Raw genomic sequence first — 26,972 nt, forward strand, 5'->3', positions numbered from 1 at the left:
TCAATTATTGTTGTGGTAATGAACCATCAGGCTGACAGAACAAGCGCAGCACGTCCACAAACACGAGCCGGGGGCCGGTCAGGCTTCGACCGGCTGCCACTGGAAGCCCAGGCGCTCGACAGACTTTGTCAGCGCGGCGAGCGCTTCAGCAACCAGCCGCGGTTCACCCCTGAGCCCCAGTTCCAGCTGGAAACGGCTGGCGTCCGCATGGGGCAAACAGGACATACGCAGCGCCGGATAGCGCGCCACAAAATCTTCCATCAGCGGAATAATCTGACTCTCCCTGGCATCGAAAAGAGTGATCATGCGCTCGACCCGGCCGCCGGGCGCGTGATGCCGGGCATATTTTTGATCCAGAACCCACTCGATCATGGGCCAGGCCATGCTGGGAAAGCCTGGCACAAAGTGGTGCTGTCGAAACGAAAAACCGGGCACGCGATTGACCGGATTGGGGATGAGCTCGGCGCCCACCGGGAACTCCACCAGTCGCCGGCGCTGGGGCGTTACTTCAGCGCCAAACTGAGCGTCCAGTTCGGCCAGGCCTTCCTGATGAAAAGCCAGTTCGACCCCAGCGGCCTCGGCGGCGCACTGACGGGTCCGGTCGTCTGGCGTGGCCCCTATGCCGCCAAAACTGAACGCGGGCACCGACCCGGCGAATGTCTCGCGCAAGGTCTGGCGCAACAGGTCTGCGTCGTCGCCCACCAGCCTGACCCACGCCAGCTCAAGCCCTCGCTTGTCCAGTTGTTCGATCAGGTTTGGCAGGTGCTTGTCCTGGCGTTTGCCAGAAAGGATTTCGTCGCCGATGATGATGGCGCCAAAACGGCTGTAATCGACCATTGCTGTTCCCTGTTCGAATCCGGCTTTGTTACAGTGAAACTGCATTCAGATTTCAGGAGAGTTTGCCAAAAAGCCCGATCTGAGTCACGCGGCCAGCTCAAGGGGATAAGACGAGACGGACCGGCTAGCCAGGCGAGACTTCCTCTCTCAGACCACTACGGATGGCTTCACTGATCAACCACCGGCGCAACGTACGAATGCCCGGTTCGGCGCGCCGGCTGGACTTATACGCGAAATAAAAAGTGTCGCCGGTCTCGAATGCATGGCATGGCACCCTGACGAAATCTCCCGCGTCACTGCGATTACTGAGCATATAGTCATTGGTGAGGCTGATGCCCTGGTGGAAGCGCGCTGCCTCCAGCGCCAGCAGCATATGGCTGAAGTGCTGTACCCGGGCAGATGAAGGAATGGACTGGCCGACCGCACCGTACCAGGCTTCCCAGTCACCGGCGTGCCGCCCGAAAATACTGTGGGTGGACAAGAGCGGATAGGCCGCAAGCTGATCGGCGGAAACGGCCGAGTCGCCCGCCGAGGGGTCGTCGTTCAGGTTCAAATCCCGGCTGAGTGTTTGCCAGAACTGCCTGCTACACACCGGGAACAGGCTCTCGTGGTAGAGCACGTCGTAACTGAACGCCTTCAGCTGACTGTTGAGCGTGATGAAACAGTCGGCCACGCGGTCAGAAAGCACCGGCGACTCGCTCGTCATCTCGACGACAAGCTCCAGTCCGGGATGGTTGCGCTGCAGATCGGGCAACCGGGGCACCAGCCAGCGCACCGCGAATGAGCTGAAAACCGAAAGACGCAGCTGCGATTCCTCGCGTCCCAGCACTTGTCCGCTGACACGCTCGATCTGCAACAAGGCCGAGGTAATGCCTTCGAGGTAGATCTTCCCTTCTTCCGTTAGCGCCAGGTATCGTCCGTTCCGCTCGAAGAGCTTCTCGCCCAGATAGTGCTCGAGCCCCTTAATCTGATGGCTCACCGCGCTCTGGCTGACGTTCAGCTCCTCCCCGGCACGGGAAAAACTGTTCAGCCGGGCCACGGCTTCAAAGACGGGCAAGGCGTTAAGGGGAGGAAGTTTCACTATTATTTTTTCTCATAGAGGACAGCAAAACATCATTTTATATCATGCATAAGAATTCCTACACTGCCCCTGTCACGTCACACCCGAATGAGTTGCAGCATGTCAGGAAAAACCGTCAACAGCGCTATCCTTCTACTGGTCATCGGCAATGCCCTGGCCCTGGTTTCGGACGTCTTCATCAAGCTGCTGGAGCCAGGCGCGCCGGTCTTTCAGTTTGCCTTCCTCCGCGGTGTGCTGACCTTCGCCATGCTCATTCCCTTCTGGTCCCAGTTCAATCGCCAGCATCTGTTTGAGGGCCTGGGCATCCATGCGCTGCGCGCTCATATCCATCTCGCCGGTATTGTCTGCATGGTCATCGCGCTGGTCAGCCTGCCCCTGGCCACTGCGAACGCGGTATTTTACGGCGCGCCCATCATGGTCATGCTGCTGGCAGTGGTTCTGTTCCGGGAAAAGCTCACGCCTCTGAGCGTGGTCGCGGTGATAAGTGGTTTTGCCGGTATTGTCGTGATTCTCCGGCCCGTCGAATTTGGTTGGGGCGCCATTGCGGCCGTGGCCGCAGCGGCAACCCTGGCGCTCAATGCGGTATTGGTCCGCAAGCTGCCAAAGTCGCAACCGACGGTGCACAAGCTGTTTCTCAATTACCTGTTGGTCCTGCCCGCCGGGCTGGCCCTTACTGTTATCGAAGGAGCCGCCTGGGACCCGGCCATACTGATCAGTGCAATCGGCTCGGCGGTTTTCATTCTGGGCTATAACATCACCGTGCTATTGGCCTACCAGCAGGTAGACGCCAATCAGGTGACAAGCGCTGAATACACCGGTTTGATCTGGGCGGTTCTGATCGGCTGGATCGGCTTTGGCGAAATACCGGATCTCTGGTTTGCCCTTGGCAGTACCATGATCGTGGTTCCGCTGGTTCTTATCGGGCTGCGCCACCGCAACCCGCCGTCCGCCGGTGTACGTTTGTTCGCCAGGACAAAACAAATGACCAGCGCCGCGGAGCACAAAAGCGCAGGTCAAACTACATAGACCGGGATAACTGCCTTTTTAAACCTTTATCAGAGTACGACCGGCGGGCAATTGGCGGGGGACACTGCCCGGTAAAGCTCCCGCGCCGGCGCCATACCCGCCTCCAGCAGCTTGATACGGGACTCGTTGGCCGGGTGGGTTGAGAGGAATTCAGGCGGCTGGCCACCACCGAGCGCGGCCATGTTACGCCATAACTGTACGCTCTGATCCGGCTCAAAACCTGCAGCGGCCATCAACCCAAGCCCCATGACATCGGCCTCACGCTCGTGGGCGCGGCTGAAGGGTAGACTGATGCCCAACTGGCTACCGATGCCCAGGGCCTGCAATAGTTGCTGCTGACCCATCTCGCCCTCACTCAGAAAACCGACGACATACAGCACCGACTCAATGCCCAACTGCTGGGTCATGCGTTCGTTGCCGTGGTCAGCCAGTACATGCCCTACTTCGTGCCCGATTACTGCCGCCAGCTGTGCAGGTGAGGCGGCGACCTCAAGCATGCCGGTATTCACTCCGATCTTCCCCCCGGGGAGCGCAAAGGCATTCGGCGCAGGATTGAGGAATACCGCCACCTCCCAATCGTCGGGCATCAGCTCGGGCGGGAATTCGTCGCGGGCGGCCGCGATGACTTTGCCGGCTATGCACTGTACCGCAGCGTTAATGCCCGGGTCAGTGACCAGCGGTTGGCTACGCTTCAGCTCGGCAAACGCTTTCCGGCCCATGTCAGCCATGACGGTGTCGGGCAGCAATGCCAGCTGATCACGCCCTGTCGGTGATTCCTGGCACGCGGCCAGCCCCAACCAGGTCAGCACGACCAGCAGGGTTTTAATGCAGAGTTTCGTCATTTGGCCGCAGGCATCGGACTGTATTCAACCGGCACCCAGCTGTACCCCCGATTCTCGGGACGCACATGGCCCAGACCCGGGAAGGGCAGATGCGCCCCGGCAATCCAGAGCTTGTCTGCTGCGGCCTCTGCCAGAACCCGCTGCCGGGTCTCGATCGCCTGTGGCTCGTCCACGTCGAACTCGATACTGACCTCGGGACGGGCAAACTGGACCGCATGAGAATGAATAATATCGCCCCAGACCAGCAGGCTCTGGTCGCCGGACTCAAACAGATAGCTGACATGCCCGGGCGTATGGCCGGGCGTTGACACGACTTTTACGCCCGGGATCAAGGTTTCCCCGACCTCAAAAGTTTCGAAACGATCTATCTCTTTGTACGGCGCCACCGCATCCCGCGACATGGTAAAGAAGGCTTTGCTGTCCTCTGGCGCCTTTTTGGCTGCCTCCGGGTTCAGCCAGAAACCGGCTTCTGCTTTGGTGACCCGAACCCGTGCATTGGAAAAAGCCGCTTTCCCGTCGGAGCCGACCAAGCCACAGCTATGGTCTGGATGCAGGTGCGTCAACAGTACGAGATCGACATCCTCGGCGCGGTAGCCGGACGCTTCAATGTTGGGCAGGATATGCCCCAGACCCGAGCCGAAACACTGGGCCGCTCCCGCATCAACCAGAACCAGATGCTTGCCCGTATGCACCAGGTAGGCGTTCACCGCTGTCTGGACCCCGTCGTTCGACTTGTTAAACATCCGTGCCAGCAGCGCCTGGACATCATCCGCTGAAACGCCCTTGAGCAACGCGGGGTCCAGATTCACAGCGCCATCATAGAGGGCTGTCACTTCGAAATCCCCCAGCGCCATCCGATAGAATCCCGGTGCCTGGTCTCGTTGCTGAGCCGGCGGTGCTGCGTGCAAAGACGCGGAGCCCAAACCCAGCAGGAAAAACAACCCCAGCAGATAACGCCCTGCTATCACCTTAATGTGCATTCGAAACTCCTGTAGAAGATTAGCGCCCCAGCAGCCCCGGAATTGTGGCCCAAAGCCTGGCCAAACAAAAGCACTGCCCATAGCCACGCTGATCCGGCGAAAATGAACAGTAGCGCCGTCCTATGGCATGATAATTTCTTATTCGACTATTCACTCAGCTATTCACCCAACTATTCACTCAACTATTCACTCAACTATTCACTCAACTACCGGCAGCGTGGACCCATGAACGCAAAAGCAGCAAAGCCCGTATCGGCGTCAGCCATCGACAACCACGTCTACAAGGTCTTCCCCAACGACATGAACGCCCACAACACGGTATTTGGGGGCATGATTGTCGCCAAGTGTGATCGCCTGGCTCTGGTGGTCGCCGAGCGCCATTCCGGCCACGTCTGCGTGACCGCATCCGTCGACTCCATCCACTTCCGCGCGCCGGCCAAGGGCAACGACACGCTGCTGTTCAACCTCTCGCTTAACCGCAGCTGGAGCTCCTCCATGGAGATAGGCGCCAGCGTTATCGCCGAGAACAGCTACACCGGAGACGTGCGCCACATTCTGTCCGCGTATTTCACGTTCGTGGCACTGGATTCGGACGATAAGCCGGTGCCGGTGTCGCCGGTCCTGCCGGAGACTGACGACCAACAGCGACGATTCGACAATGCCGAGATTCGCCGTGAGGCCCGGTTGGCTATGCGCGGGTCTCTCAGACGCAGCGCTGAGTAGTGTGGCCCGGATCGGGAGGGAGATTCCGATGAGCGGCCGACTCGCCTCAACCGCCCGTATGGCCGCGCTGGCGCTGTTTGGCTTCGTGCCTCCGGTCACGGCGGGGGTAGAGTTGAGCCCTATTGTGGGTTTCAGGATGGGGGGCGAGTTCGATATCGAGAACCGCGAGGACAGCAGCCGGGACGAGCTGGACCTGAAAGACAGCGCCAGCCAGGGCTTCATCCTGAATGTCGACCTGGACGAGCGCGGCAAGCAGGCTGAGCTCTATTTTGCCCGGCAGGACACCACCGCGACCGCTTCGGATTCATTGCTCACGCCCAACCGTGCAGCCGTAGACCTCGTCATCTACCAGCTGCAGTTCGGCGGCCTTTACTTTCCTGGCGGCACCACGACCGGAGGCTTTGTCTCAGGCGTGGCCGGTGTCACGCGGCTGGACCCCAAACCTGGCGGTCTGGATGCCCACCACCGGGCGGCCCTTTCGCTGGGGGGCGGTTACAAATTTGCGCTGGCCCCCAATCTACTGCTCAGGGTGGATCTCCGGGGCATTTATACGGCCCTCGACAGCGGCGGTGCGATCTTCTGTTCCGGCGGCTGTAGCGCGCGGTTTGAAAGCAACGGCTATTTCCAGGCCGAGGCGTCGGCAGGGCTGGCACTGAGGTTCTAAGAGCGAGGCTGGGAATGGCCCTGCTTTAGGCCTTGTCCAGAAAATCATTCAGGTGAGCGGCGACCTGCTCTGGCTGCTCCTCCTGCAAAAAATGCCCGGCTTCAACCTGCTCTACCCTTACCTCCCTGAAGCAGCTTTCGATGTGGTTGAGATACTCAGGGATAATGACGTGATCCTTGTTGCCGTAGATATAAAGCCCGGGCATGGGCCAGATGTGGCCGGCGGTCGTGGCCCAGCGCCTGGCGTCATCGGCAAAGGTGCGGTAGTAGTTGGCGCCGGATGCAGCGGTACCGGCGATACGGTAACAGCGCACATACTCGTCGAAGGCATCCTGCGGAAACCCTGACCGGCTCCAGGATTTCAGGAAAAACCCGAGCCAGGCTGCCTCTGCGCCCGGGATCATCGCCTCAGGCAGCGCCGGTGTCTGCATGAAGTGCTGATACCAGTAGGCCTTGCCACTGCCTGAGCGCACCTTCTCAATAACCTCGGTATTGCCTTTCAGGTTGTTGATCACCGCGATGTTCATAATCACCAGCCTGCTGACGCGATCCGGTACCGCCAGGGCAACTTCCTGGGCGACGACCCCGCCCCAGTCATGACCTATCAATTGAAACTCACTGATGCCAAGGGCATCGAGCAACTGGATGACATCCAGGGCCAGAGCCTGCTTCAGGTAGTGGGACGCGCCTTCCGTACGATCACTGTCCCCAAGCCCCCGCAGGTCTGGCGCGATAAGTCGCAGGCCGGACTTGAGAAAACCCGCTACAGCTTCCCAGCAGTATGAACTCTCGGGCCAGCCGTGGATCATGACCACAGGGCGCCCACTGGGGTCCCCGCCCTCGCGGTAACTGAACCGACCACGTTCGAGGTTGATGGGAATCGGCTGGGAAAGGTTCATGGCGAAGCTCCGTTTGCATGCTTGTTCAGATCAGCTTTAAAAGTGAAAACAGCCGGGATATATCGGCCGCTGTGCTGGTCGATAGTTCGAGAAGGCCGCGAACTACCCTAACGCCCGCCAGACAGCCATGCTACGGTTATCGAAGCAAATTTAATGCAGCTCCAGGTTCCGCTATTGAAGGGTGCGGTCTACGCTTTGGTGTCGGCAGAGACTTTCGCGCCGGTCGCCCGGCTTGTCGAATAACAAGGAAAACCTATCCCGTGAGCATTGCCCAGCCCAGCCAGAATGCATCATCCATTCCGCAGCCTGCTGTTGGAAAAAACGTTGCGCCCAGCGTCCCAAAGCCCGCCAGTGCGCTAACGCCGCGCTTCGATGCCGTGCTGCTGGGTTTTGCCCAGGCCCGGCGGGCGGATCCCAAGGCTAGCAGCCTGGGGTTATTGTCCCTGGCGCGTACGGTGATGGCGAGCCCCGGGGGTTTTGATGCGATTTACGCGCGTGTCGCGACCCTGGAATCAGCCGGTATTTTCGGCACCAGCGACTGGGCCCAGCCGGCCATTCTGCAGCCGGCCCTGGCCAAGCGTTCCCTGCGACTGGGCGAGCCCGTCACCACGGTGGTCGAAGCCCTGAGTGAGATCCGGCTATTGGCGGTCGCCTCCGGTGACTATTTTCATCCGGGTATTTCGGCCGAGCAGGCGCGGCACTTCCTGACCCAGGTACTTGCCCTCAACCTGGATCTGCTTTCGGGACAACTATCTGAAGCGGACCGGGAACGCCCCCAGGATCTCGGGTTGCTCGTGCAGGGGCTGTATCAGTATCTGCTTGACCGGTTGGGATACGACAGCATCCTGGAAAGCCTGGTCGATGAAGTCCGGCGCTTGCTGGCCCAGGGTCCGGTACAGGTCGACAGCATCAAGGAGATGGTCGGTCAGATCGCGGTCTGCCTGTATGACCCCAAACTGGAAAGCGGCACCATGGACGATGCAGCGCGCCTGGTCAGTTCCCTGTTCGGGCCAAGCGACGGCTGCAGGGACGACCCGGGGCTGGAAGTCTACGGTGCCCGACTTCTGCAGATGGACGAAGCCGCGCTTGCGAATGAAGCCGCCGGCTTTGCTGGCGCCATGCACGACACCGGGCTGGTATCGGCCTACCATGCGGTCTTTGTACGTCATTTGAGAGGCCAGTGGGATGCGCTGTTGCCGCGGGCGCTCGGCCTGAGCACAACGGGCACTGATGCCCTGCTCTGCTATAGCGAGCTGGTTCATACCCTGATCGATGAAGCGGTTCACCCGGAAACAAGCCAGGCTGTGTATGGGCTGGCGTTGATGCTCGAACGCCGGGCGATCTTTACCGAGCCGGTAGCACAGGCGCTCTGGCGGCAGATTCGCTTGCCCCTGTGTGCTGAAACCAGCGAACTGATACGCACCGTGTTCGGTGAAGCCCATCCCGCGCGGGTGTTCCTGCTGGCCGGGGTCATCAACCTGCTGGGCCAGCCTCTGGGCGTCGGCCAGGGCAATAACCCGACCTGCCAGTCCGCCATTGGCCTGTCCATGTGGGCGCAGAACGAGGCTGACTATCTATTGCAGGTGCTCGCCTGGGCCGCCCGGGACAACGAGGTACTGATCCGCTTCGAGGGCGACCTGGTATCGTCAAAAGGGCTGGAGCCTGGGCTTGCGAAAGAGGTCCCGCTTGATGTGGACCCGGTTTCGCTGGTGCTGATCCCCCACCTGGACCGGATCTACGCCGAAATGTGGCGTCTCTGTGCCGGCCGCGACGACGACCTGCACCGCTGGATAAATCCGGAGTTCTACGGCTGGTGGGTGAGCCACGGCTTCAAGGGCGTCGCCCATTACGAGACCGGGAAGATAAACAACTACGAAGATTTCGTGCGCACTTTCTACGCGGCCTATCACCCCTACTACAACGGTGAAATGAGCGTTATTCATCCGCAGCCTGCAGGCATCGCTGTAACCGATAGCGCTGCCCGATTCGTCGGCCGACACGCCATAGCCATTCAACGCGTGGCACTCTCGCCCACGGACGAGATGCGGGTGTATTTTTTCAACCCCAACAACGACAGCGGCCAGGACTGGGGCCAGGGCATGACCTGCTCCACCCAGGGCAACGGCGAGATTCGCGGCGAAGCGTCCCTGCCAATCGCCCAGTTTGCCTCGCGACTTTACGTTTTCCACTACGACACGCTGGAGCTCGGTGACCTGACCGCAGTCCCTGCGTCCGAAGTTGAGCGTGTCGTGGTGCTGGGCTGCAACAGCTGGGCTGCGGATTGCTGATCAAAGCCTGTCCGGCAAACGCTTCCCGCCCGGCCCGATTCAGTCTTTATCTGACCGGCGATTGTCGAAGTCACTGGCGTCGTGACGTTCTGGCAGCTGCCCTTCGGGCGCACCCCATACCCGGTTAACCATCCGTCCGCGCTTCACCGCCGGCCGCTCTGCGATCTCCTCAGTCCAGCGCACGAGATTGCGGTAGGTATGGGTTTGTAGAAACTCAGCGGCCTCGTACACCTTGTTCTTCACCAGCGCGCCGTACCAGGGCCAGATCGCCATGTCGGCGATGGTGTATTCGTCACCGGCGATATAACGCCGGCTCGCCAGCTGCCGGTCCAGGACATCAAGCTGGCGCTTAACCTCCATGGCATAACGGTTGATCGGGTATTCGTACTTTTCCGGCGCGTAGGCATAAAAATGCCCGAACCCACCCCCCAGCATCGGCGCGCTGCCCATCTGCCAGAACAGCCAGGACAGGCACTCGGTCCGGCCCTGAACATCCGTCGGGATGAAGGCGCCAAACTTCTCGGCCAGGTACAACAGAATCGCACCCGACTCAAAAATGCGAACCGACGGGTTGACGCTGTGGTCCCGCATCGCGGGGATCTTCGAGTTGGGGTTTACCTCAACAAAGCCGGAACTGAACTGCTGCCCTTCCGTGATCACGACCAGGTGTGCGTCATACTCTGCACCCGTAAAGCCCCGCTCCAGCAGCTCCTCGAGCATGATGGTGACCTTCACGCCATTCGGTGTCGCCAGGGAGTAGAGCTGCAACGGGTGCTTTCCCACCGGCAAGGTTTTTTCGTGGGTAGGTCCGGCGATAGGCCGGTTAATACTGGCGAATCGTCCCCCGCTTTCGGCATCCCACTGCCAGATTTTGGGCGGAGTGTAAGTTCCTTCGGCCATGTTGGCTCCCTTGATCAAGAGTTGGTACCCATAGGACAGGGCGCATATCCACGACGCGCATGCTGCCTGTGAAATTGAGTCATTTTGGTGCAGTTTTAATTTTCCGTTCGCGACGGTGGTCTATAGTTGAACAGGGATTCCATTGATTGCAAGGAGCATGAAACAGCGCACAGATCGTGCCCGGAGAATATGCATGACCGCCTTCCTGCGAAAGTTCAGTATCCAGCACCGGTTGCTGGCCATATTTTCCTTTTCAGTGTTTCTGCTCCTGGGCCTGAGCGCCCTGCTAAGCACCACTTACTATGACAGCCTGCTCGATGGCCGGCACGCTAAAACCCGTGAGGTCGTAGAAACGTCCTTCGGAATCCTGGAGCACTACCATGCGCTGGGGCAATCCGGCGTGCTCAGCGAGGCCGAGGCCAAAGCCCAGGCCCTGGCGGTCATCAAAACGCTACGCTACAACGAAAGCGATTATTTTTGGGTTAATGACACGTCACCCCGGATGATCATGCACCCGATCAATCCGAAACTCGACGGCACGGCGTTGGAAGGCTTCAAGGACGCCAACGGCCTGCCGCTTTTCAACGCCATGGTGGAAGTGACGGAGGGTCCGGAAGCCTCAGGTTTCGTCGACTATCTCTGGCCCAAACCCGGTTTCGATAATCCGGTAGAGAAGACGTCTTACGTCAAGCGCTTCAAGCCGTGGAACTGGATTCTGGGTTCCGGCATCTATCTGGATGATGTCAGCACTACGTTCTGGACGACAATGGCCCCCAAAATGGTGCTGACCGGGCTTGGGATCGTGTTGCTGCTCGCAGCGTCCATGACCGTCGGCCTGAGCATCCTGCGCCCTCTCGGAAAGACCCTGAGTGCGCTGCAGGACATTTCCAATGGCGAAGGCGACCTACGCCAGCGCCTTGACGAGGGCGGCAATGACGAACTCAGCAGTCTGGCTGTCGCGTTTAACCGGTTTACCGGCCGCATGAGCGAGATGGTTCAGGAGCTACGGGGGGTCATCGCAACCAATCAGGCGACGGCTGTCCAGGTGCGGACAGCTGCGGATCAGGCGCGGGGACATGCGGGGCAACAGAAGCAGGAACTGGACACCGTTGCGGCCGCTGTTGAGGAGATGGTCGTTACCATCGAAGACGTTGCCAGACGTATCGGTACTGCAGCCCAGTCCGCCAAGGACGCAGACAACCACGCCATGCAGGGCGGCAAAGTCATCGAGAGCACCTCGTTTGCCATGGACCGCCTGGCCCAGAATATCGGCGACGCCGCTCAAGCGATAAGCGAACTCAATCAGGATACCCAGGCGATAGGATCGGTGCTCGACGTGATCCGGGGCGTAGCCGAGCAGACCAACCTGCTTGCGCTCAACGCCGCCATCGAAGCGGCGCGAGCGGGTGAGCAGGGCCGCGGCTTTGCCGTTGTCGCCGATGAGGTAAGAACACTGGCGAGCCGAACCCAGACCTCCACGGATGAGATAAACGGGATGATTACCCGTCTGCAGGAACGGGCGGCCAAGGCCGTGCAGACCATGCAAGCCAGTCAGAGCCAGTCGGGTGAGATGCGCGAGCAGGTCGGCGAAGCCCGCGGTGCGCTCTCAGCCATAGTCGAGTCGGTATCCGCCATTACGGATATGACCCAGCACGTCGCCACCGCTGCCGAGCAGCAAAGTGCGACGTCGGGAGAGATCAGCCAGAGCCTGAGCCAGATCACCCGGCTCAGCGACGAGCTGGTCACCCAGATGGATGAGACCACGGCGAATATCCGTACTCTCGGTGAATCGGCCGAGGGTCTGGACCGGATCGTAAATCAGTTTCAGACCTGATCAAAGCCAGTTGGTGCGCAGTGCGCACCCTACGGTCGTGCTGGGATTGTGCCACTACGGCCAGTCCGCAGCTGACTTCATGTAGGGTGCGCACGGCGCACCACGCGTTTCCGCGAGGCATCCACACACACCTCAGGACTCTGCCAGGCCGCTGACCGACTGCCACTCGCTACAGTGTAACGTCCTTTACGGCTTCGAAAGCTCAGCCAGGCGACCCAGAAACGAGATCTAGAACGAATCGCCCGGAATACGCACCCAGCCTTCCATGATCACCCGCGCACTGCGGCTCATAACGGCCTTGTCGACGGTCCATTGGCCGTTGACCTGGCTGGCTTCGGCGCCGACCCGCAAGGTGCCCGAGGGGTGGCCGAAGCGCACCGAGGTGCGATCCCCGCCGCCCGCCGCCATGTTCACGACTGTTCCGGGAATAGCCGCAGCGGTGGCGATGGCAACCGCCGCGGTGCCCATCATGGCGTGATGCAGTTTGCCCATGGACAAGGCGCGCACGAGCACATCCACATCCGCTGCCGCAACCTGCTTGCCGCTTGATGCCACATAGTCCGAGGGCTTGGCCACAAAGGCCACCTTGGGCGTATGCTGCCGGTTGGCCGCCTCTTCGACCGTTTTCACCAGCCCCATACGCACGGCGCCGTGCCCGCGAATACTCTCGAATACCGCCAGGGCCTTGGCGTCGTTATTGATTGCTTCCTGCAGCTCGGTGCCGGCATAGCCGATGTCTTCCGCGTTGACGAAGATTGTCGGAATGCCCGCGTTGATCATGGTCGCCTTGAGCGTGCCTACGCCCGGCACCTCCAGATCATCAACCAGATTTCCCGTCGGGAATATCGCCCCCTCGCCGTCGGCCGGGTCCATGAACTCCACCTGGACTTCCGCCGCGGGAAAGGTCACCCCGTCCAGCTCAAAGTCGCCGGTTTCCTGCACCGCACCGTCCGTTATGGGAATGTGGGCAACGATGGTTTTCTGAATATTGGCCTGCCAGATGCGCACGGTAACGGTCCCGTTCTGCGGGATGCGATCTGCTGGAATCAATCCGCTGGTGATGGCGAACGCGCCGACCGCGGCGCTCAGGTTACCGCAGTTGCCACTCCAGTCGACAAAAGGCTTGTCGATGCCGACCTGACCAAACAGGTAATCGACGTCGTGGTCGGGCTGGGTCGGCTTCGACAGGATGACCGTCTTGCTGGTGCTGGACGTCCCATTGCCCAGGCCATCGATCTGTTTCTGGTAAGGGTCGGGGCTGCCGATCACCCGCATCAATAAAGCGTCGCGGGCCGGACCGGGAACCTGGGCCGCTTCGGGGAGGTCGTCCAGCCGGAAAAAGACACCCTTACTGGTGCCGCCGCGCATATAGGTCGCGGGAATCCTTATCTGAGGTGCGTGTGCCATAAAAATCTTACCAGTAAAAACGACCCGGAACCTTGTGGCGCCGGGTCGCTATAGCATTGGACATTAGCCGACCATCAGAGCCGGCACGGATATCAGACCACGGCTTCCGCTTCGAGGAAGTCCTGGGCAAACCGCTGCAGTACACCGCCCGCCTCGTAGATGGTGACCTCTTCCTGGGTATCCAGGCGGCAGGTCACCGGCACCTCCAGTGTTTCCCCATTCCGGCGGTGAATCACCAGGGTAAGCGTGGCGCGGGGATGGAAGTCACCGGCGACATCGTAGAGTTCCGTGCCGTCCAGACCCAGGGTCTTGCGGGTCGTGCCGGGTTTGAACTCCAGGGGCATGACGCCCATGCCGATCAGATTGGTGCGGTGGATGCGCTCGAAGCCCTCGGCCACGATCGCTTCCACACCCGCCAGACGAACGCCTTTCGCCGCCCAGTCGCGGGACGAGCCCTGGCCATAGTCGGCCCCGGCCACAATGATCAGTGGCTGCTTGCGCTCCATGTAGGTCTCGATCGCTTCCCACATGCGGGTCACTTTGCCTTCCGGCTCGATCCGCGCCAGCGACCCCTGCTTCACGTCGCCCTTCTCGTCCCGCACCATTTCGTTGAGCAGCTTGGGATTGGCGAAGGTCGCACGCTGGGCGGTCAGGTGGTCGCCCCGGTGAGTCGCGTAGGAATTGAAGTCGGCCTCGGGCAGGCCCATCTTGTCCAGGTACTCACCCGCGGCACTGTCCAGCATGATAGCGTTGGACGGTGACAGGTGATCGGTGGTGATGTTGTCGCCCAGCACTGCCAGCGGCCGCATGCCCTTGAGTGTGCCTTTGTCCGCCAGCGCGCCTTCCCAGTAGGGCGGGCGACGGATATAGGTACTCTTGGGTCGCCAGTCGTACAGCGGAACCACTTTCGCCTGCTCTTCCCGTGTGACGTTGAACATCGGAATGTAAACGTCGCGGAATTGCTGCGGCTTGACGCTCTCCCTGACGATGGCGTCGATCTCTTCGTCGCTGGGCCAGATATCCTTCAGCGTCACCGGGTTGCCGTCTTTGTCGGTGCCCAGAGCGTCTTTCTCGATATCAAAACGGATGGTTCCGGCGATGGCGTAGGCCACGACCAGGGGCGGCGACGCCAGGAACGCCTGCTTGGCGTAGGGGTGGATCCGGCCGTCGAAGTTGCGGTTGCCGGAGAGCACAGCCGTCGCATACAGATCGCGATCGACCACTTCCTTCTGGATCACCGGATCCAGCGCACCGCTCATGCCATTACACGTCGTGCAGGCAAACGCCACAACGCCGAAGCCCAGTTGCTCCAGTTCAGGCAGCAGGTTCGACTCTTCCAGATACATCTTCACCGTTTTGGAGCCCGGCGCCAGAGACGACTTCACCCACGGCTTACGGGTCAGGCCCAGCTTGTTGGCATTGCGGGCGATGAGCCCCGCCGCGACCATGTTGCGCGGGTTGCTGGTATTGGTGCAGCTGGTGATGGCGGCGATGATCACGGCACCGTCCGGCATCATGCCCTCTTCGGTTTCCACATGGCGGGCAATGCCCCGCTCTGCCAGCTCCGAGGTGGGCAGGCGTGCATGGGGGTTGGAAGGGCCAGCCAGCGTACGGGCGACGGAGGACAGATCAAACGTCAGCACGCGCTCGTACTCGGCGTTGACCAACGTGTCCGCCCAGAACCCGGCCTCTTTGGCGTAGGTTTCCACCAGGCTGACCTGGTCGTCTTCGCGACCGGTCAGCTTCAGATAGTCGATGGTCTGTCCGTCGATGTAGAACATCGCCGCGGTCGCGCCGTATTCCGGCGTCATGTTGGAGATGGTTGCCCGGTCCCCGACAGTCAGCCGGGACGCGCCTTCGCCGTAGAACTCCAGGTAGGCGCCAACGACGCGCTCCTTGCGCAGGAATTCGGTCAGGGCCAGTACCATGTCAGTGCTGGTAATACCGGGCTGCAGGCGGCCGGTCAGCTCGACACCAACGATGTCCGGCAGGCGCATGTAGGACGCGCGGCCCAGCATGACACTTTCGGCCTCGAGGCCGCCCACGCCTACCGAGATCACACCCAGGGCGTCGACCATCGGCGTGTGGCTGTCGGTGCCGACGCAGGTATCCGGGAAGGCCACGCGGTCACGCACCTGTACTACCGGCGACATTTTCTCCAGATTGATCTGGTGCATGATGCCGTTGCCGGGCGGGATCACATCCACGTTCTTGAACGCAGTCTTGGTCCAGTTGATGAAGTGGAAACGGTCCTCGTTGCGGCGCTCTTCAATCGCGCGGTTCTTCTCGAACGCATCCGCTTCGAAGCCTCCGTGCTCGACCGCCAGGGAATGGTCGACGATCAGCTGGGTCGGCACTACCGGATTGACCTTGGCCGGATCGCCGCCTTTCTCGGCGATGGCGTCGCGCAGGCCGGCGAGATCGACCAGGGCCGTCTGCCCCAGGATGTCGTGGCAGACCACCCGCGCCGGGTACCAGGGAAAGTCCAGGTCGCGCTTGCGCTCGATCAATTGCTTCAGGGCATCGGTGAGCATGGCGGGCTCACAGCGCCGCACCAGGTTTTCCGCCAGTACGCGGGAGGTGTAAGGCAGGGTTGCGTAAGCACCTGGCTGGATCGCATCCACCGCTTCGCGGGTGTCGAAATAGTCCAGGTCGGTGCCGGGTAAAGGCTTGCGATAATCCTTGTTCATTTTTGGGACTCATCAGGGCAATAAAGAAGGGCGCGCCGGGGGAGCGAACAACCGCGCCCGCCTCCCCGGCTGATCACTAAATTCGCACAGCTTATGGACGCTGGTCGATGGGCAGCCATTCCGAGTGATCCGGGCCGGTGTAGTCCGCGCTGGGGCGGATGATCCGGTTATTGGCACGCTGCTCTTTGACGTGCGCCGTCCAGCCGGACACGCGGGACATCACGAAGATGGGCGTGAACAGCTCGGTCGGGATGCCCATGAAGTGGTAGGCGGAGGCATGGAAAAAGTCGGCGTTGCAGAACAGTTTCTTCTCGCGCCACATGACTTCTTCGCATCGAACCGAGACCGGGTACAGGACGGTGTCCCCTACTTCCTGGGACAGCTTCTCGGCCCACTGTTTGATGATGGCATTGCGGGGGTCAGATTCACGGTAGATCGCGTGACCGAATCCCATGATCTTTTCCTTGCGCTCCAGCATGCCCATCAGCCCTTTTTCGGCTTCATCCGGGGTCTTGAACCGTTGAATCAGCTCCATGGCCGCTTCGTTGGCGCCGCCGTGGAGCGGGCCGCGCAGGGTGCCGATGGCGCCGGTAACGCAGGAGTGAATGTCGGACAAAGTCGAAGCGCAGACCCGTGCGGTAAAGGTCGACGCGTTGAACTCGTGCTCGGCATACAGGATCAGGGAAACGTTCATGACCCGTTCGTGCAGCTCGTTGGGCTTTTTGCCGTGGAGCAGCTCCAGGAAATGTCCGCCGATGGAATCGCTGTCACTATCCGTCTCGATGCGTACGCCTTCGTGGGCGAAGCGGTACCAGTAAGTGATGATGGACGGGAACACCGCCAGCATGCGGTCGATCTTGTCGTCCTGCTCACTGAAGTCTGCCTCGGTTTCGAGGTTGCCCAACATGGAGCAGCCGGTGCGCATCACATCCATGGGATGGGCGTCTTTCGGAATCTGTTCCAGGACTTTCTTCAGGGCATCCGGCAGCGCCCGCAGGCTGCTGAGCTTCTTCTTGTAATCGTCCAGTTCCTGCCGCTTGGGCAGCTTGCCGCGAAGCAGCAGGTAGGCCACTTCCTCAAACTGGGCGTTGTCCGCCAGCGCAGTAATATCGTAGCCGCGATAGGTCAGCCCGGCGCCGGTCTTGCCAACGGTACAGAGTGCGGTTTCGCCGGCAACCTGGCCGCGAAGCCCTGCAGTGTTCGGTTTTTTACCAGGTTCTTTATCAGACATGGAAATGCTCCTTATTGATCCGATTTCTTGTTGGCAAACAGGGCGTCCAGCTTTTCTTCAAACTGGTGGTAGTTGAGGAAGTCATACAGCTCCATGCGGGTCTGCATCAGATCCACAACATCCTTCTGATCGCCCTTGTCCAGAATATTCTCGTAGACCATGAGGGCCGCTTTGTTCATGGCGCGGAAGGCACTCAGCGGGTACAGCACCATGTCGGCACCGGCTTCGGCCAGTTCAGAGCGGTTATACAGCGGCGTCGCGCCAAATTCAGTGATATTGGCCAGAATGGGCGCATCCAGCGCAGAAGAGAACGCCTTGTAGTGGTCCAGTTCGGTGACGGCTTCCGCGAAGATACCGTCGGCGCCGGCTTCAATGCAGGCCTGGGCGCGATCGATGGCAGCTTCGAGTCCTTCCTGCTGGAAGGCATCGGTACGGGCCATGATGAAGAAGTTCTCGTCCGTCCGCGCATCGACGCAGGCCTTGATCCGGTCGACCATTTCTTCCTTGGTGACAATGGCCTTGTTGGGCCGATGGCCGCAGCGCTTCTGCGCCACCTGGTCCTCGATATGAACCGCCGCCGCACCGGCGCGCTCCATCTCCTTGATAGTGCGACTGATGTTAAACGCTCCGCCCCAGCCGGTGTCGATGTCTACCAGCAACGGCGTCTCCACCGCACCGGTGATACGGCGGATGTCCTCAAGCACGTCGTTCATGGTGGTCATGCCCAGGTCAGGCAGACCGTAAGAGGCATTGGCGACGCCGCCGCCGGACAGATAAATCGCATGATGGCCCACACGCTCCGCCATAAGAGCGGTATAGGCGTTAACCGTGCCGACGATCTGCAGCGGGTTGTTCTCGGCCAGGGCCTTTCGAAAACGGGCACCCGGAGTCAGGGCGTTGCTCATGTGCGGTCTCCCTTAAATAGACAATACCCGGAGTGATTCCGAGCGAGCTGTTAGAGCGTGATCAGGCCTTCCTGAATCTTGGATTCGATATTGCTGCGGGCAGCGGAAATGTGGCGCTGCATCAGAAACTGCGCCAGTTCACCATCACGCTGGGCGATGGCGTCGGCAATATGCCGGTGTTCCCTGAGGGCTTTCTGCGGACGTCCGGTCGCGGTGCTGAACCGGCAACGATAGAGCCGCAGCAGATAATAAAGGTTACCCAGCAGCATCTCGCCCAGTTTCTGGTTCTGGCTGCCGGTAACGATACAGAAGTGGAAATCGTAGTTGCCTTCGTCCTGATAGTAAGCCTGACCCTCGGCCTGGGCCACCATGTTCTCATGGCCATCAAGGAGCGCATGCAGGTCCGCTATGGCAGCGTCAGTCATGCGCTCGGCCGCCTGGCGCGCCGCCAGGCCTTCCATCACTTCGCGAATGTGGTAAAGCTCCAGCAGCTCCTGGCCGCTGATCGAAACCACCTTGACCCCGGCGTGGGGCCTGCGCACCAGCAAGCCACGGGATTCAAGACGACCCAGGGCCTCCCGCAGCGGCCCGCGAGTAAGGTTGAAGCGCTCGCAGAGCTCCACCTCGCCGATTTTTTCACCAGGCGCCAATGTGCCTTCGATGATCGCACTTTGCAGACAATTTAACGCTTCGTCTGCACGAGTCGGCGTTCTGAGGTGGGCTATAGACATTGATTGTTAACAATATGCCGGAAAGATGCGCAAAAACTACGCTCAATCGGCATTATTGTCAACAAATGGCCCAAGACCAGAGCAGGTATTGTTAACAGGAAAGTGAGCGGCAGCTTCCTGCCCGCGACGGAGTCGCATCGCTACGCTTGCTCATCAACGCTTGGTTACTCATCCCCAGCTACAGACAGGCCCGGTTGTGATTCAGGCCCGTCGCCATAGAGGCAGATCCGGTTGCGCCCTCCGGCCTTTGCCGCATAAAGCGCGCGGTCGGCCATGCGGATAACCTGATTGCGCGTGAAAGCTTCAGGAGCGCCGACCTCCGCGAGCCCCGCAGACAGCGTATGCTCTATATCCTCGCCCTGGTAGAGCGTGGGCGTGGCAGCGAACTCCGCACGGATGCGCTCGGCGACGTCCATCGCCAGGCGTGCCGACGGCGCCTGCAGAAGCAGCGCGAACTCTTCGCCACCAAAACGAACGCAGACATCCTCAGGCCTGACGCAACGGCGCAGCAGCTGGCCCAGCTCCTTCAGCACTTCATCCCCGGCATCATGCCCATAGCGATCATTGACCACCTTGAACAGGTCAAGGTCGATCAGTACCAGAAAAACCCGCTTGCCACCCGCGCCGCTACGACGCTGGAGACGATCGAAGGCCTCCTCGAAAGCGCGTCGGTTACCTAATCCTGTCAGCGGATCTTCATTCGCCACCGCCAGGGCGACGCGGCGGTCTCGGTCCCAGCCGACCAGCTTTTCGCCTAGCGCAATCAGCAGGAAAATAGCCTCCAGCGCCCCCCCGGCCTGGGCATAGTACAAAGGCGCCATGCCCCAGTTGAACAGGCTGGTGCCGGCACTGATCACACTGACAAGCAATCCCAGCCCGTACAACACCCAGGCCACGCTGTACCAGCGGGCGTAGCCGAGGCCGCGTCGATAAGCCATGAACCCAAGCACAGCCAGCGATATCAACGCGGCAAGACTGACATGGGAGAGATAGAGCACCGGCACATAGACGCCCAGGAACCGCGCCAATATCGCGGCGGTCATCAACCACAGGCTGGCTTTGATCAGCTGGTCTACGCGGGGAAAAAGCGCCTTCGTTTTAAGAAAGAGGCGGGAGAACTGCAACGCCGACATGGACGTCAGCAGGAACGTTATGTTGAAGCCCTCGTTATGCCACCAAGGAGAATTCGGCCATAGGTACTGAAACGAAAGCCCGTTCAGCTGTGCCCAGGTAAGGAGGCTGGAGATAAGGAAGAAGGCGTAAAAAAGGTAAAGGGACTGGCGCAGGATAAATGCGCCCAGCAGCGCAATGATCAGCAGCACGAGCATAAGCCCGTAGTAACTGCCCAACAGAAGGTATTCCAGATGGGCTGCACTGGCGAACTGGCCGACATCAGACAGAAACAGATTCAAAGTCAGCGTATCCGCCTTGACGAAGTGCAGCCGCAACCAGAGGTCGGTATAACCCCCAGCCGGGGTCACATGCTCGAAAGCCAGCGTGCGGTGGACGAAGGGGCGCTCGCTGAACGGCACCCGATCGGAGAGATCGGCCTGCTGGCGTACGCCGCCATTATCCGCGTAGTGCACGCTCAACTCATCAAGGTAACTGGTCTCGTGGTAGAGCACCCAGCGTTTTTCGGTGGCTCCCGCGAGGTTATCAAGCCGCACGCGGACCCAATGGTAGTCGTCTGTTATGCCCCGGTTGAGGCAGGCGGCGGTCAGCGGTTGAAATTCTCCCAACGGTAACTGGTCTACAGTGAGGTCCCGGTCCGTTACCCAGTAGCTGGCGCCGGCATGGAGAACACTGTGCTTGAGCGCGCTGATGTCGATGACGGGAACTTGTGTGCCTTTCTGCCCGAATTCTTCGGGTTGCCCATAGCTATGGACGCTGAATAGCAAAAGCAGAGTAGCCGCCAGCCAGCGGAGTACCGGTAACAAATCCATCGCGTGTTGATGTCTCTCTGGCGAGCGCGTGAATGCGGCAGTGCCCCCCGTTGGTGCGGGAGGTCATCTATTGTTTGGGGAAAGCATAGCCAAAAATCGCACCGACGGTTGTAAAATTGACGATTCCTGTCGGGAGTACGCGCCCGGCAGATACCTGCCCCGCCAACCCTGTCGTCCGGCCAGTTAAAGCTGCCATAGCGACAGCGGGCAGCTAGGCCCGGCCGAGACAGCCACTAATGGCCGAGGCCTTGGCTTCCACCCTCGGTATGGGGGCTTTTCTCGGGCACTTCGTCTGCCTCGGGCGGTGTCCAGACAGGAGCCACCTCTAGGCTTGGCGGCTCCCAGTCCTGATTCATCGCAGTACTAAGCGACTCTTCGAGCTTCATGAAAAGTTCGCTGTAGCGCGGACTGAAGTTGATGCCGCCTTCAATTTCTTTCCAGGCCTCGAACAACTCAGCCTCGTGAGCGGCTTCGCTCTCTACGAATGCCCAGGTCATCTGTTTCGCCCTGAGCGGGTGCACGCCCAGTGCTGTCAGGGCATGGCCGCCGAGCTCAAGGGCAGAATGGTAGGTCTCGCTCACCACGTCGTCGGCCCCCGCCTCGCGCAGCTGATAGGCATGCCCGCGGTCAAACGCCCGTGCGAGCACCCAGACGCCCGGATGGTAGTGTTTGACGTGCCGGACCATATGAAGCGCCCGTTCCTGATCATCAATCGCAACCACCAGCAAACGCGCGTCCTCGATACCCGCGGTTTCCAGCAGATCAGGACGGCTGGCATCGCCGAAGTAACTTTTGATGTTGATGCGCCGGACGTTCTCGATCTGCTCTATCTCAAGATCAAGAACGACAATGGGTACGTTGTTGGCCCGCAGCAGCCGGCAGACAATCTGCCCGAACCGCCCCACCCCCGCCACGATCACCGGCGCCTGCTCGTCGATGGTGTCGGCTTCGCGCTCGGTATTGCGGGCATTCCGGTAGCGCGGCAACACGACCCGGTCATAAAAGATGAACAGCGCCGGGGTCAGAAACATTGAGAAAGCGACAACCAGCGACAGAATCTGGGAGGTTTCCGGGGCGATAACCTGGTTCTGCGCGCTGTAAGCCAGTAACACAAAGCCGAACTCCCCCGCCTGGGCCAGCCCCAGAGTGAAGAGCCAGCCATTGCTGCCGCGAATGCGAAACAGCAGTGCCAGGCCGAGAAGGATCAACCCTTTTACCGCTATCACGGCCAGACCAAGACCCAGAACGGTCGACCATTCCGCCGCCAGGACTTCAAAGTTGATTCCTGCACCGACGGTGATAAAGAACAGCCCCAACAGGAGCCCTTTGAACGGTTCAATCGTCGCTTCCAGCTCATGCCGGAATTCGCTGTTGGCCAGCACAACACCGGCCAGGAAAGCACCCAGCGCGGGAGAGAGATTGACCAGACTCATCAGCGCAGCAATGCCGATCACCAGCATCAGCGCCGTAGCGGTAAAGATCTCGCGCATGCCGGACCGCACCACGTAGCGGAACAGGGGCCGGCTCAGGTAATAACCGCCCACAATGACCACCGCTATGGCGGCGACCACGGCCAGGGTATAGCTCCAGCCCGACAGGTCGTCGACCAGGCTCAGGCTGCTGCCATGGTGGGCGCCGCCGGCATCGCCGCTGAATTCAGACAAGGCCAGCAGCGGGATGAGGGCAAGCATCGGGATGACGGCGATGTCCTGAAAGAGCAGCACCGCAAAGGCGCCACGGCCCCCTTCGGTCTTGGTCAGCCCTTTTTCGTTCAGCGTCTGCAGCACGATCGCGGTAGACGACAGCGCAAAAATCAGGCCCACGGCCAGCGCGGTCTGCCAGGGCAACCCGAGCCAAAGTGCCAGTCCCATCCCTGCCGCGACCGTAAGCACTACCTGCAAGCCGCCAAGCCCGACCAGTCTCACCCGCATGGCCCAGAGCGCGCGTGGGTCAAGCTCTATGCCGACCAGGAAAAGCATCATCACCACGCCGAACTCGGCAAAGTGCTGAATCGTGGTGGTCTCTTGCCCCACCAGTCCCAGCATTGGCCCAATCGCGACGCCGGCAACCAGGTAACCCAGCACAGAGCCCAGCCCGAAGCGTTTTGCCAGGGGCACAGCAATTACGGCAGCCAGCAGATAAATGAAGGCCTGGACAAAATACAGCGTCATCAGTGGTTCTCCGGTAAGACTGGGCGCGAACTGGAAGTTATGTTTCGCGGGTCTCAGTAATAACAGGTCTTTTTCAGGGACGTTCAGGCTCTTCTGAACCAGGGACCTGAACTATCAGCTATTCGCTATCGCTTCGTCCAGCCGGACACGTGATCTCCATCTTTGGCGGAGCGCGCCGCCAGCCCCCCACCGAAACCGCTGTGAAGCGAGAATGGACAGTGTTATTTTGAAGACGCGCCAACGATTTACGAGCAGGTTTCAGCAGGCTGATCAAGCACACTTAGTGAAGTTGGACCAGGTCCGTGTTGCCGCAAAAATGATCTCTTGGCCCGAAGGACGGGGCAAGCCAAACCTGTGCATGGAGCAATAGCGATGAACATTATCCTCCGTAACTTCTCCCTTTCTCATTTTGCATCACTTTCCCGGCGTGTACCGCTAAAGGCCACAGCTGCAGTGCTGGCGGCGTCCTTGGCGCTGACAGCGTGTAGCATGCACGAACAGCGCGATGCCCCGGAACCGCTCAGCGAAGGTCAGATTCTGCAGATTATGCACAGCCTCAACACAGACGAGATCGACCAGGCTGAGCTCGCGATCAGAGACTCCGACAATCGTGCAGTGCGAGACGTCGCCCAGCACATCCTGCGGGATCATACCGAGTCGAACGAACGGATTAAGGCCCAGATCGAGTCCGAAGAAGATCTGGAAGAAAGCACCCTGAACAATGCGCTGACTATGCAGCTAACATCGACGCGAGAGGAAATGAGCCAGCTTTCCGGGACTGAGTTCGACTGTTTCTACCTGACCAGCCAGGTCGAGCAGCATGAACTGGCGCTGGATATTGTCCGGTCGCAGCTTCAGCCTGATGCTGAAGAGACAGATGTCCAGTCAATGCTGGAAAGCACTGAAGACTGGCTGGGACATCACCTGGAAGCGGCCGAGCAGGCGCGAATCAGCCTGGACGAATGTTCCTAAGCCCTATACTGCATAGGCTCTGTACTGCATAACCCCTATACTGCAGCGCCATTCAGATCTGTCTGTGTAGTCTCAGGCAGGTCAGGCGCCCGCTTAACCTCCGTTTTGTCCTCTCTTACTGGGTCGCCAGTAAACCTTTTCCGTTAGCATCTCCCGGGTAGAGATTGCGCTTGTCTTTCCTAGACGACCGGTCTACTGTGAACCCATGACCTCGACCGACACACGCAATCACATCATTCAGACCGGTGCCGACCTGATCGCGCAGAAAGGCTTTGGCGCCACAGGTCTCAATGCTGTTCTGACCGCAGCGGGCGTACCGAAAGGCTCGTTCTACCACTATTTCAAGAGTAAGGACGACTTCGGCCTCGCAGTGATCGATTCCTTTGCTGAAGCCTACGACGCCAGGCTGGATGCCATCCTCAACGATACGTCCCGCTCGTGCCTGGACCGTTTGCGCGCGTATTTCGACACCGGGTTTGAGGCTATGACAAGCGGGGAATATGCCCGTGGCTGCCTGATAGGCAACCTGGGCCAGGAACTGGCCGGACAGAACGAGGTTTTCCGGCAGAGACTGGAAAAAGTTCTGGCCGGATGGGAGCGGCGTTTCGAGAAGTGTATTGCCGAAGCGCAGCAGGCAGGTGACGTAAGCCCGGCCGTAGATCCGGCGGACGCCGCCAGCCTGCTGTTATCTGGCTGGGAAGGCGCCATCCTCCGGGCCAAAGTGCTCAGATCGACTGAGCCCATGGCCTGTTTCGTGCGGTTTTTTTTGAGCCAGTGCCTGGGCACGCACCAGGCGACTCCCTTAATGACCTGAGGCTTTTGTATGACCCGGGAGTTCTGTCCTGGCAACGGACTTCTATTTCCGCCTCGACTAGTAGACTGGTCTAATTAATTGATTGTAACCCAAAGGAGATCACTCAATGGACCGTAAAAACGACCCTCTGTTTGAGCCATTCCAGCTCGGCTCAATCCAGTTGCCCAACCGGGTGCTTATGGCGCCGCTCACGCGTTCGCGCGCGACCCAGCCGGGCGACGTGCCCAATGACATGAACGCTCGCTACTACCGGCAGCGCGCCAGCGCCGGGCTGATCCTCAGTGAAGCAACGCAGATTTCGCCTCAGGGCAAGGGCTACGCCTTCACACCTGGCATTCACTCCCGGGCGCAGATCGCCGGCTGGAAGAAAGTAACCGATGCCGTGCATGAGGCCGGCGGCCGCATGCATATGCAGCTATGGCACGTAGGCCGGATTTCACACCCGGATCTGCAACCCAACGGCGAGAAGCCCGTGGCGCCTTCTGCGATCAAGCCGGAAGGCGCAAAAACCTTCATCAGTGCCGACTCAGGCATGGTCGAGATTCCCGAACCACGGGCGCTGGAAACGGATGAGATTCCCGGCATCGTCGAGCAGTACCGCCAGGGTGCGCTCAACGCCCGGGAAGCGGGTTTTGACGGGGTTGAAGTTCACGCCGCCAATGGCTATCTGCTGGACCAGTTCATCAAGTCCGGCAGCAATAAGCGCACCGATGCGTTCGGCGGTTCCCTGGAAAACCGCTTGCGACTGCCTCTAATGGTCGTCGAGGCCGTGATCGACGTCTGGGGTAAGGACAGGGTCGGCATTCGGGTCGGCCCCACCGGCAGTTTCAACGCCATGTACGACGAAAACCCGGTTGAGACTTTTGGCGAACTGGCCAGACGCCTCAACGACCTGGGCATCGCCTACATCGAGGTGATCGAGGATTCGTTCCAGGGCAACCATGCCAATGGCCGTCCAGAAGAAGTGATCGAGGCCATTCGGGCAGGGTTCAAGGGTCCTTACATTGCCAACGGCGCCTACAGCGCAGACGAGGCCCGCCAGCGAATCAGCGACGGCCGCTGCGATCTGGTGACCTTCGGCCGGCCCTTCATCGCCAACCCGGACCTGCCGGAGCGCTTCCGTACTGCTGCCCCGTTGAACAAGTGGGACGACAGCACCTTCTACGGCGGCGATGAACACGGCTACACCGACTACCCGGCCCTGAGCGCGGCCGAAGCAAACGCCTGAAACCACGAATGAAGCCTCAAACGGATTGAGGCTCAAAGGAGCATCGATATGACAGACCGTAACGACTCAATTGCCAATAAAGTTGTGATCATCACCGGCGCCAGCAGTGGGCTGGGCGAGGCCACCGCTCGACGCCTGGCCGGGCGCGGCGCCAGGCTGGTGCTGGCAGCACGCCGGGAAGATCGGCTCAAAAAGCTCGCCGACGACCTGCAGTCCGGAGGCGCTGACGTGTTGGTGAAATCGACCGACGTCACTGATCGCAAGCAGGTCGAAGCCTTGGTGCAAGCGGCCAAGGACAAGTTCGGCCGTGTCGATGTGCTGATCAACAATGCCGGGCTGATGCCGCTGGCACCGTTGGACGCCCTTAAGGTCGATGAATGGGACAAAATGGTCGACGTGAACATCAAGGGGGTGATGTACGGTATCGCCGCGGTACTGCCGATCATGCGCGAACAGCACAGCGGCCACGTGATCAACCTGTCGTCGGTCGCGGGCCACAAGCTGTTCCCCGGGGCTGCCGTTTATTGCGCGACCAAGTATGCCGTGCGCGCCTTGTCTGAAGGGCTGCGGATGGAAGCCGGGGATGAGATCCGCAGTACCAACATCTCGCCCGGCGCGGTAGCGACGGAGCTGACTTCCACCATAACCGACCCGGACGCCAAGGCCTCGGCGGAGGAGCTGTATAAAGTCGCGATTGATGCCGACGCGGTTGCCCGGGCGATCGAGTACGCCATCGAGCAGCCCGCGGATGTAGACATCAACGAGATCATTCTGCGGCCCACTGCGCAGGAGCTGTAACACGCTCAG

22 protein-coding genes are annotated in these 26,972 nt (G+C 60.2%); 9 read left to right on the forward strand and 13 right to left on the reverse strand.

Going from position 1 to position 26,972, the window contains the following annotated elements; all coding sequences use genetic code 11:
* Window positions 1–78: 78 nt before the first annotated feature.
* Window positions 79–882 (reverse strand): competence/damage-inducible protein A, encoded by an 804-nt coding sequence (locus soil367_RS14740; RefSeq protein ID WP_246065334.1) that lies wholly within the window; start codon window positions 880–882, stop codon window positions 79–81.
* Between the two features lie 79 nt (window positions 883–961).
* Window positions 962–1,918 (reverse strand): LysR family transcriptional regulator, encoded by a 957-nt coding sequence (locus soil367_RS14745; RefSeq protein WP_136549815.1) that lies wholly within the window; start codon window positions 1,916–1,918, stop codon window positions 962–964.
* A gap of 99 nt (window positions 1,919–2,017) precedes the next feature.
* Between soil367_RS14745 and soil367_RS14750 the strand changes: the two genes are divergently transcribed.
* The gene (locus soil367_RS14750) at window positions 2,018–2,944 is read left to right on the forward strand and encodes a DMT family transporter (protein ID WP_136549816.1); all 927 of its coding nucleotides are present in this window, start codon (window positions 2,018–2,020) and stop codon (window positions 2,942–2,944) included.
* 29 nt (window positions 2,945–2,973) lie between these two features.
* Here the strand turns inward: soil367_RS14750 and soil367_RS14755 are convergent, their stop codons facing one another.
* Both soil367_RS14755 and soil367_RS14760 read right to left on the reverse strand, forming a co-directional pair.
* Complete coding sequence (locus soil367_RS14755) at window positions 2,974–3,786, reverse strand: M48 family metallopeptidase (RefSeq protein ID WP_136549817.1); 813 nt, start codon at window positions 3,784–3,786, stop codon at window positions 2,974–2,976.
* Window positions 3,783–4,766 (reverse strand): MBL fold metallo-hydrolase, encoded by a 984-nt coding sequence (locus tag soil367_RS14760; RefSeq protein ID WP_136549818.1) that lies wholly within the window; start codon window positions 4,764–4,766, stop codon window positions 3,783–3,785. Before soil367_RS14760 ends, soil367_RS14755 begins: the two co-directional genes overlap by 4 nt.
* A gap of 102 nt (window positions 4,767–4,868) precedes the next feature.
* On the opposite strand from soil367_RS14760, the gene soil367_RS14765 reads away from it, so the two are divergent.
* A complete protein-coding gene (locus tag soil367_RS14765; RefSeq protein ID WP_246065336.1) occupies window positions 4,869–5,489 on the forward strand; it encodes an acyl-CoA thioesterase in 621 nt (206 codons plus the stop codon).
* Between the two features lie 28 nt (window positions 5,490–5,517).
* Window positions 5,518–6,153: a hypothetical protein gene (locus soil367_RS14770; RefSeq protein ID WP_246065337.1), complete on the forward strand. Its 636-nt coding sequence runs from the start codon at window positions 5,518–5,520 to the stop codon at window positions 6,151–6,153.
* Window positions 6,154–6,178: 25 nt separating this feature from the next.
* Here soil367_RS14770 and soil367_RS14775 read toward each other — a convergent pair whose 3' ends face one another.
* A complete protein-coding gene (locus tag soil367_RS14775; RefSeq protein ID WP_136549819.1) occupies window positions 6,179–7,051 on the reverse strand; it encodes an alpha/beta fold hydrolase in 873 nt (290 codons plus the stop codon).
* Between the two features lie 260 nt (window positions 7,052–7,311).
* Between soil367_RS14775 and soil367_RS14780 the strand changes: the two genes are divergently transcribed.
* On the forward strand, window positions 7,312–9,339 hold the full coding sequence (locus tag soil367_RS14780) for a hypothetical protein (protein WP_246065339.1): 2,028 nt from the start codon (window positions 7,312–7,314) through the stop codon (window positions 9,337–9,339).
* Between the two features lie 39 nt (window positions 9,340–9,378).
* Here soil367_RS14780 and yghU read toward each other — a convergent pair whose 3' ends face one another.
* Window positions 9,379–10,239, reverse strand: a complete 861-nt coding sequence (yghU, locus tag soil367_RS14785; protein ID WP_136549820.1) for a glutathione-dependent disulfide-bond oxidoreductase — start codon at window positions 10,237–10,239, stop codon at window positions 9,379–9,381.
* Between the two features lie 193 nt (window positions 10,240–10,432).
* Here yghU and soil367_RS14790 point away from each other — a divergent pair, with 193 nt between their 5' ends.
* Window positions 10,433–12,073, forward strand: a complete 1,641-nt coding sequence (locus tag soil367_RS14790) for a methyl-accepting chemotaxis protein (RefSeq protein WP_172962361.1) — start codon at window positions 10,433–10,435, stop codon at window positions 12,071–12,073.
* Window positions 12,074–12,301: 228 nt separating this feature from the next.
* On the opposite strand, the gene prpF is transcribed toward soil367_RS14790, so the two are convergent.
* The 7 genes from prpF to soil367_RS14825 form a co-directional block, all read right to left on the reverse strand.
* Complete coding sequence (prpF, locus tag soil367_RS14795; protein WP_136549822.1) at window positions 12,302–13,480, reverse strand: 2-methylaconitate cis-trans isomerase PrpF; 1,179 nt, start codon at window positions 13,478–13,480, stop codon at window positions 12,302–12,304.
* Window positions 13,481–13,572: 92 nt separating this feature from the next.
* Entirely contained in the window at window positions 13,573–16,170 is a 2,598-nt protein-coding gene (gene acnD, locus soil367_RS14800) for a Fe/S-dependent 2-methylisocitrate dehydratase AcnD (RefSeq protein WP_136549823.1), read from the reverse strand.
* A 91-nt stretch (window positions 16,171–16,261) separates the two neighbouring features.
* Window positions 16,262–17,401: a bifunctional 2-methylcitrate synthase/citrate synthase gene (prpC, locus tag soil367_RS14805; protein WP_136549824.1), complete on the reverse strand. Its 1,140-nt coding sequence runs from the start codon at window positions 17,399–17,401 to the stop codon at window positions 16,262–16,264.
* 11 nt (window positions 17,402–17,412) lie between these two features.
* Window positions 17,413–18,306 carry a methylisocitrate lyase gene (prpB, locus tag soil367_RS14810; protein ID WP_136549825.1) on the reverse strand — a complete coding sequence of 298 codons (894 nt, stop codon included), beginning with the start codon at window positions 18,304–18,306 and terminating at the stop codon, window positions 17,413–17,415.
* A 50-nt stretch (window positions 18,307–18,356) separates the two neighbouring features.
* Window positions 18,357–19,037, reverse strand: coding sequence for a GntR family transcriptional regulator (locus soil367_RS14815; protein WP_136549826.1), 681 nt, complete (start codon window positions 19,035–19,037; stop codon window positions 18,357–18,359).
* Window positions 19,038–19,201: 164 nt separating this feature from the next.
* A complete protein-coding gene (locus soil367_RS14820) occupies window positions 19,202–20,980 on the reverse strand; it encodes a diguanylate cyclase (RefSeq protein WP_136549827.1) in 1,779 nt (592 codons plus the stop codon).
* 233 nt (window positions 20,981–21,213) lie between these two features.
* Complete coding sequence (locus soil367_RS14825) at window positions 21,214–23,151, reverse strand: monovalent cation:proton antiporter-2 (CPA2) family protein (protein WP_136549828.1); 1,938 nt, start codon at window positions 23,149–23,151, stop codon at window positions 21,214–21,216.
* 372 nt (window positions 23,152–23,523) lie between these two features.
* Between soil367_RS14825 and soil367_RS14830 the strand changes: the two genes are divergently transcribed.
* The 4 genes from soil367_RS14830 (at window position 23,524) to soil367_RS14845 (ending at window position 26,963) form a co-directional block, all read left to right on the forward strand.
* Window positions 23,524–24,123, forward strand: a complete 600-nt coding sequence (locus soil367_RS14830; protein WP_136549829.1) for a DUF4142 domain-containing protein — start codon at window positions 23,524–23,526, stop codon at window positions 24,121–24,123.
* A gap of 205 nt (window positions 24,124–24,328) precedes the next feature.
* The gene (locus soil367_RS14835; RefSeq protein WP_136549830.1) at window positions 24,329–24,937 is read left to right on the forward strand and encodes a TetR/AcrR family transcriptional regulator; all 609 of its coding nucleotides are present in this window, start codon (window positions 24,329–24,331) and stop codon (window positions 24,935–24,937) included.
* A gap of 106 nt (window positions 24,938–25,043) precedes the next feature.
* Complete coding sequence (locus tag soil367_RS14840; protein WP_136549831.1) at window positions 25,044–26,165, forward strand: alkene reductase; 1,122 nt, start codon at window positions 25,044–25,046, stop codon at window positions 26,163–26,165.
* A gap of 48 nt (window positions 26,166–26,213) precedes the next feature.
* On the forward strand, window positions 26,214–26,963 hold the full coding sequence (locus tag soil367_RS14845) for an SDR family oxidoreductase (protein ID WP_136549832.1): 750 nt from the start codon (window positions 26,214–26,216) through the stop codon (window positions 26,961–26,963).
* The last annotated feature ends 9 nt before the right edge of the window (window positions 26,964–26,972 follow it).

The organism is Hydrocarboniclastica marina (assembly GCF_004851605.1).
Classification (GTDB): domain Bacteria; phylum Pseudomonadota; class Gammaproteobacteria; order Pseudomonadales; family Oleiphilaceae; genus Hydrocarboniclastica; species Hydrocarboniclastica marina.

What these genes read in the sequence shown, in the direction of transcription:
- soil367_RS14740 (WP_246065334.1), bottom strand. Translation starts at nt 882, where the DNA reads ATGCAGTTTCACTGTAACAAAGCCGGATTCGAACAGGGAACAGCAATG.
- soil367_RS14750 (WP_136549816.1), top strand. Translation starts at nt 2,018, where the DNA reads ATGTCAGGAAAAACCGTCAACAGCGCTATCCTTCTACTGGTCATCGGC.
- soil367_RS14755 (WP_136549817.1), bottom strand. Translation starts at nt 3,786, where the DNA reads ATGACGAAACTCTGCATTAAAACCCTGCTGGTCGTGCTGACCTGGTTG.
- soil367_RS14760 (WP_136549818.1), bottom strand. Translation starts at nt 4,766, where the DNA reads ATGCACATTAAGGTGATAGCAGGGCGTTATCTGCTGGGGTTGTTTTTC.
- soil367_RS14765 (WP_246065336.1), top strand. Translation starts at nt 4,869, where the DNA reads ATGAACAGTAGCGCCGTCCTATGGCATGATAATTTCTTATTCGACTAT.
- soil367_RS14770 (WP_246065337.1), top strand. Translation starts at nt 5,518, where the DNA reads ATGAGCGGCCGACTCGCCTCAACCGCCCGTATGGCCGCGCTGGCGCTG.
- soil367_RS14775 (WP_136549819.1), bottom strand. Translation starts at nt 7,051, where the DNA reads ATGAACCTTTCCCAGCCGATTCCCATCAACCTCGAACGTGGTCGGTTC.
- yghU (WP_136549820.1), bottom strand. Translation starts at nt 10,239, where the DNA reads ATGGCCGAAGGAACTTACACTCCGCCCAAAATCTGGCAGTGGGATGCC.
- soil367_RS14790 (WP_172962361.1), top strand. Translation starts at nt 10,433, where the DNA reads ATGACCGCCTTCCTGCGAAAGTTCAGTATCCAGCACCGGTTGCTGGCC.
- prpF (WP_136549822.1), bottom strand. Translation starts at nt 13,480, where the DNA reads ATGGCACACGCACCTCAGATAAGGATTCCCGCGACCTATATGCGCGGC.
- acnD (WP_136549823.1), bottom strand. Translation starts at nt 16,170, where the DNA reads ATGAACAAGGATTATCGCAAGCCTTTACCCGGCACCGACCTGGACTAT.
- prpC (WP_136549824.1), bottom strand. Translation starts at nt 17,401, where the DNA reads ATGTCTGATAAAGAACCTGGTAAAAAACCGAACACTGCAGGGCTTCGC.
- prpB (WP_136549825.1), bottom strand. Translation starts at nt 18,306, where the DNA reads ATGAGCAACGCCCTGACTCCGGGTGCCCGTTTTCGAAAGGCCCTGGCC.
- soil367_RS14815 (WP_136549826.1), bottom strand. Translation starts at nt 19,037, where the DNA reads ATGTCTATAGCCCACCTCAGAACGCCGACTCGTGCAGACGAAGCGTTA.
- soil367_RS14820 (WP_136549827.1), bottom strand. Translation starts at nt 20,980, where the DNA reads ATGGATTTGTTACCGGTACTCCGCTGGCTGGCGGCTACTCTGCTTTTG.
- soil367_RS14825 (WP_136549828.1), bottom strand. Translation starts at nt 23,151, where the DNA reads ATGACGCTGTATTTTGTCCAGGCCTTCATTTATCTGCTGGCTGCCGTA.
- soil367_RS14830 (WP_136549829.1), top strand. Translation starts at nt 23,524, where the DNA reads ATGAACATTATCCTCCGTAACTTCTCCCTTTCTCATTTTGCATCACTT.
- soil367_RS14835 (WP_136549830.1), top strand. Translation starts at nt 24,329, where the DNA reads ATGACCTCGACCGACACACGCAATCACATCATTCAGACCGGTGCCGAC.
- soil367_RS14840 (WP_136549831.1), top strand. Translation starts at nt 25,044, where the DNA reads ATGGACCGTAAAAACGACCCTCTGTTTGAGCCATTCCAGCTCGGCTCA.
- soil367_RS14845 (WP_136549832.1), top strand. Translation starts at nt 26,214, where the DNA reads ATGACAGACCGTAACGACTCAATTGCCAATAAAGTTGTGATCATCACC.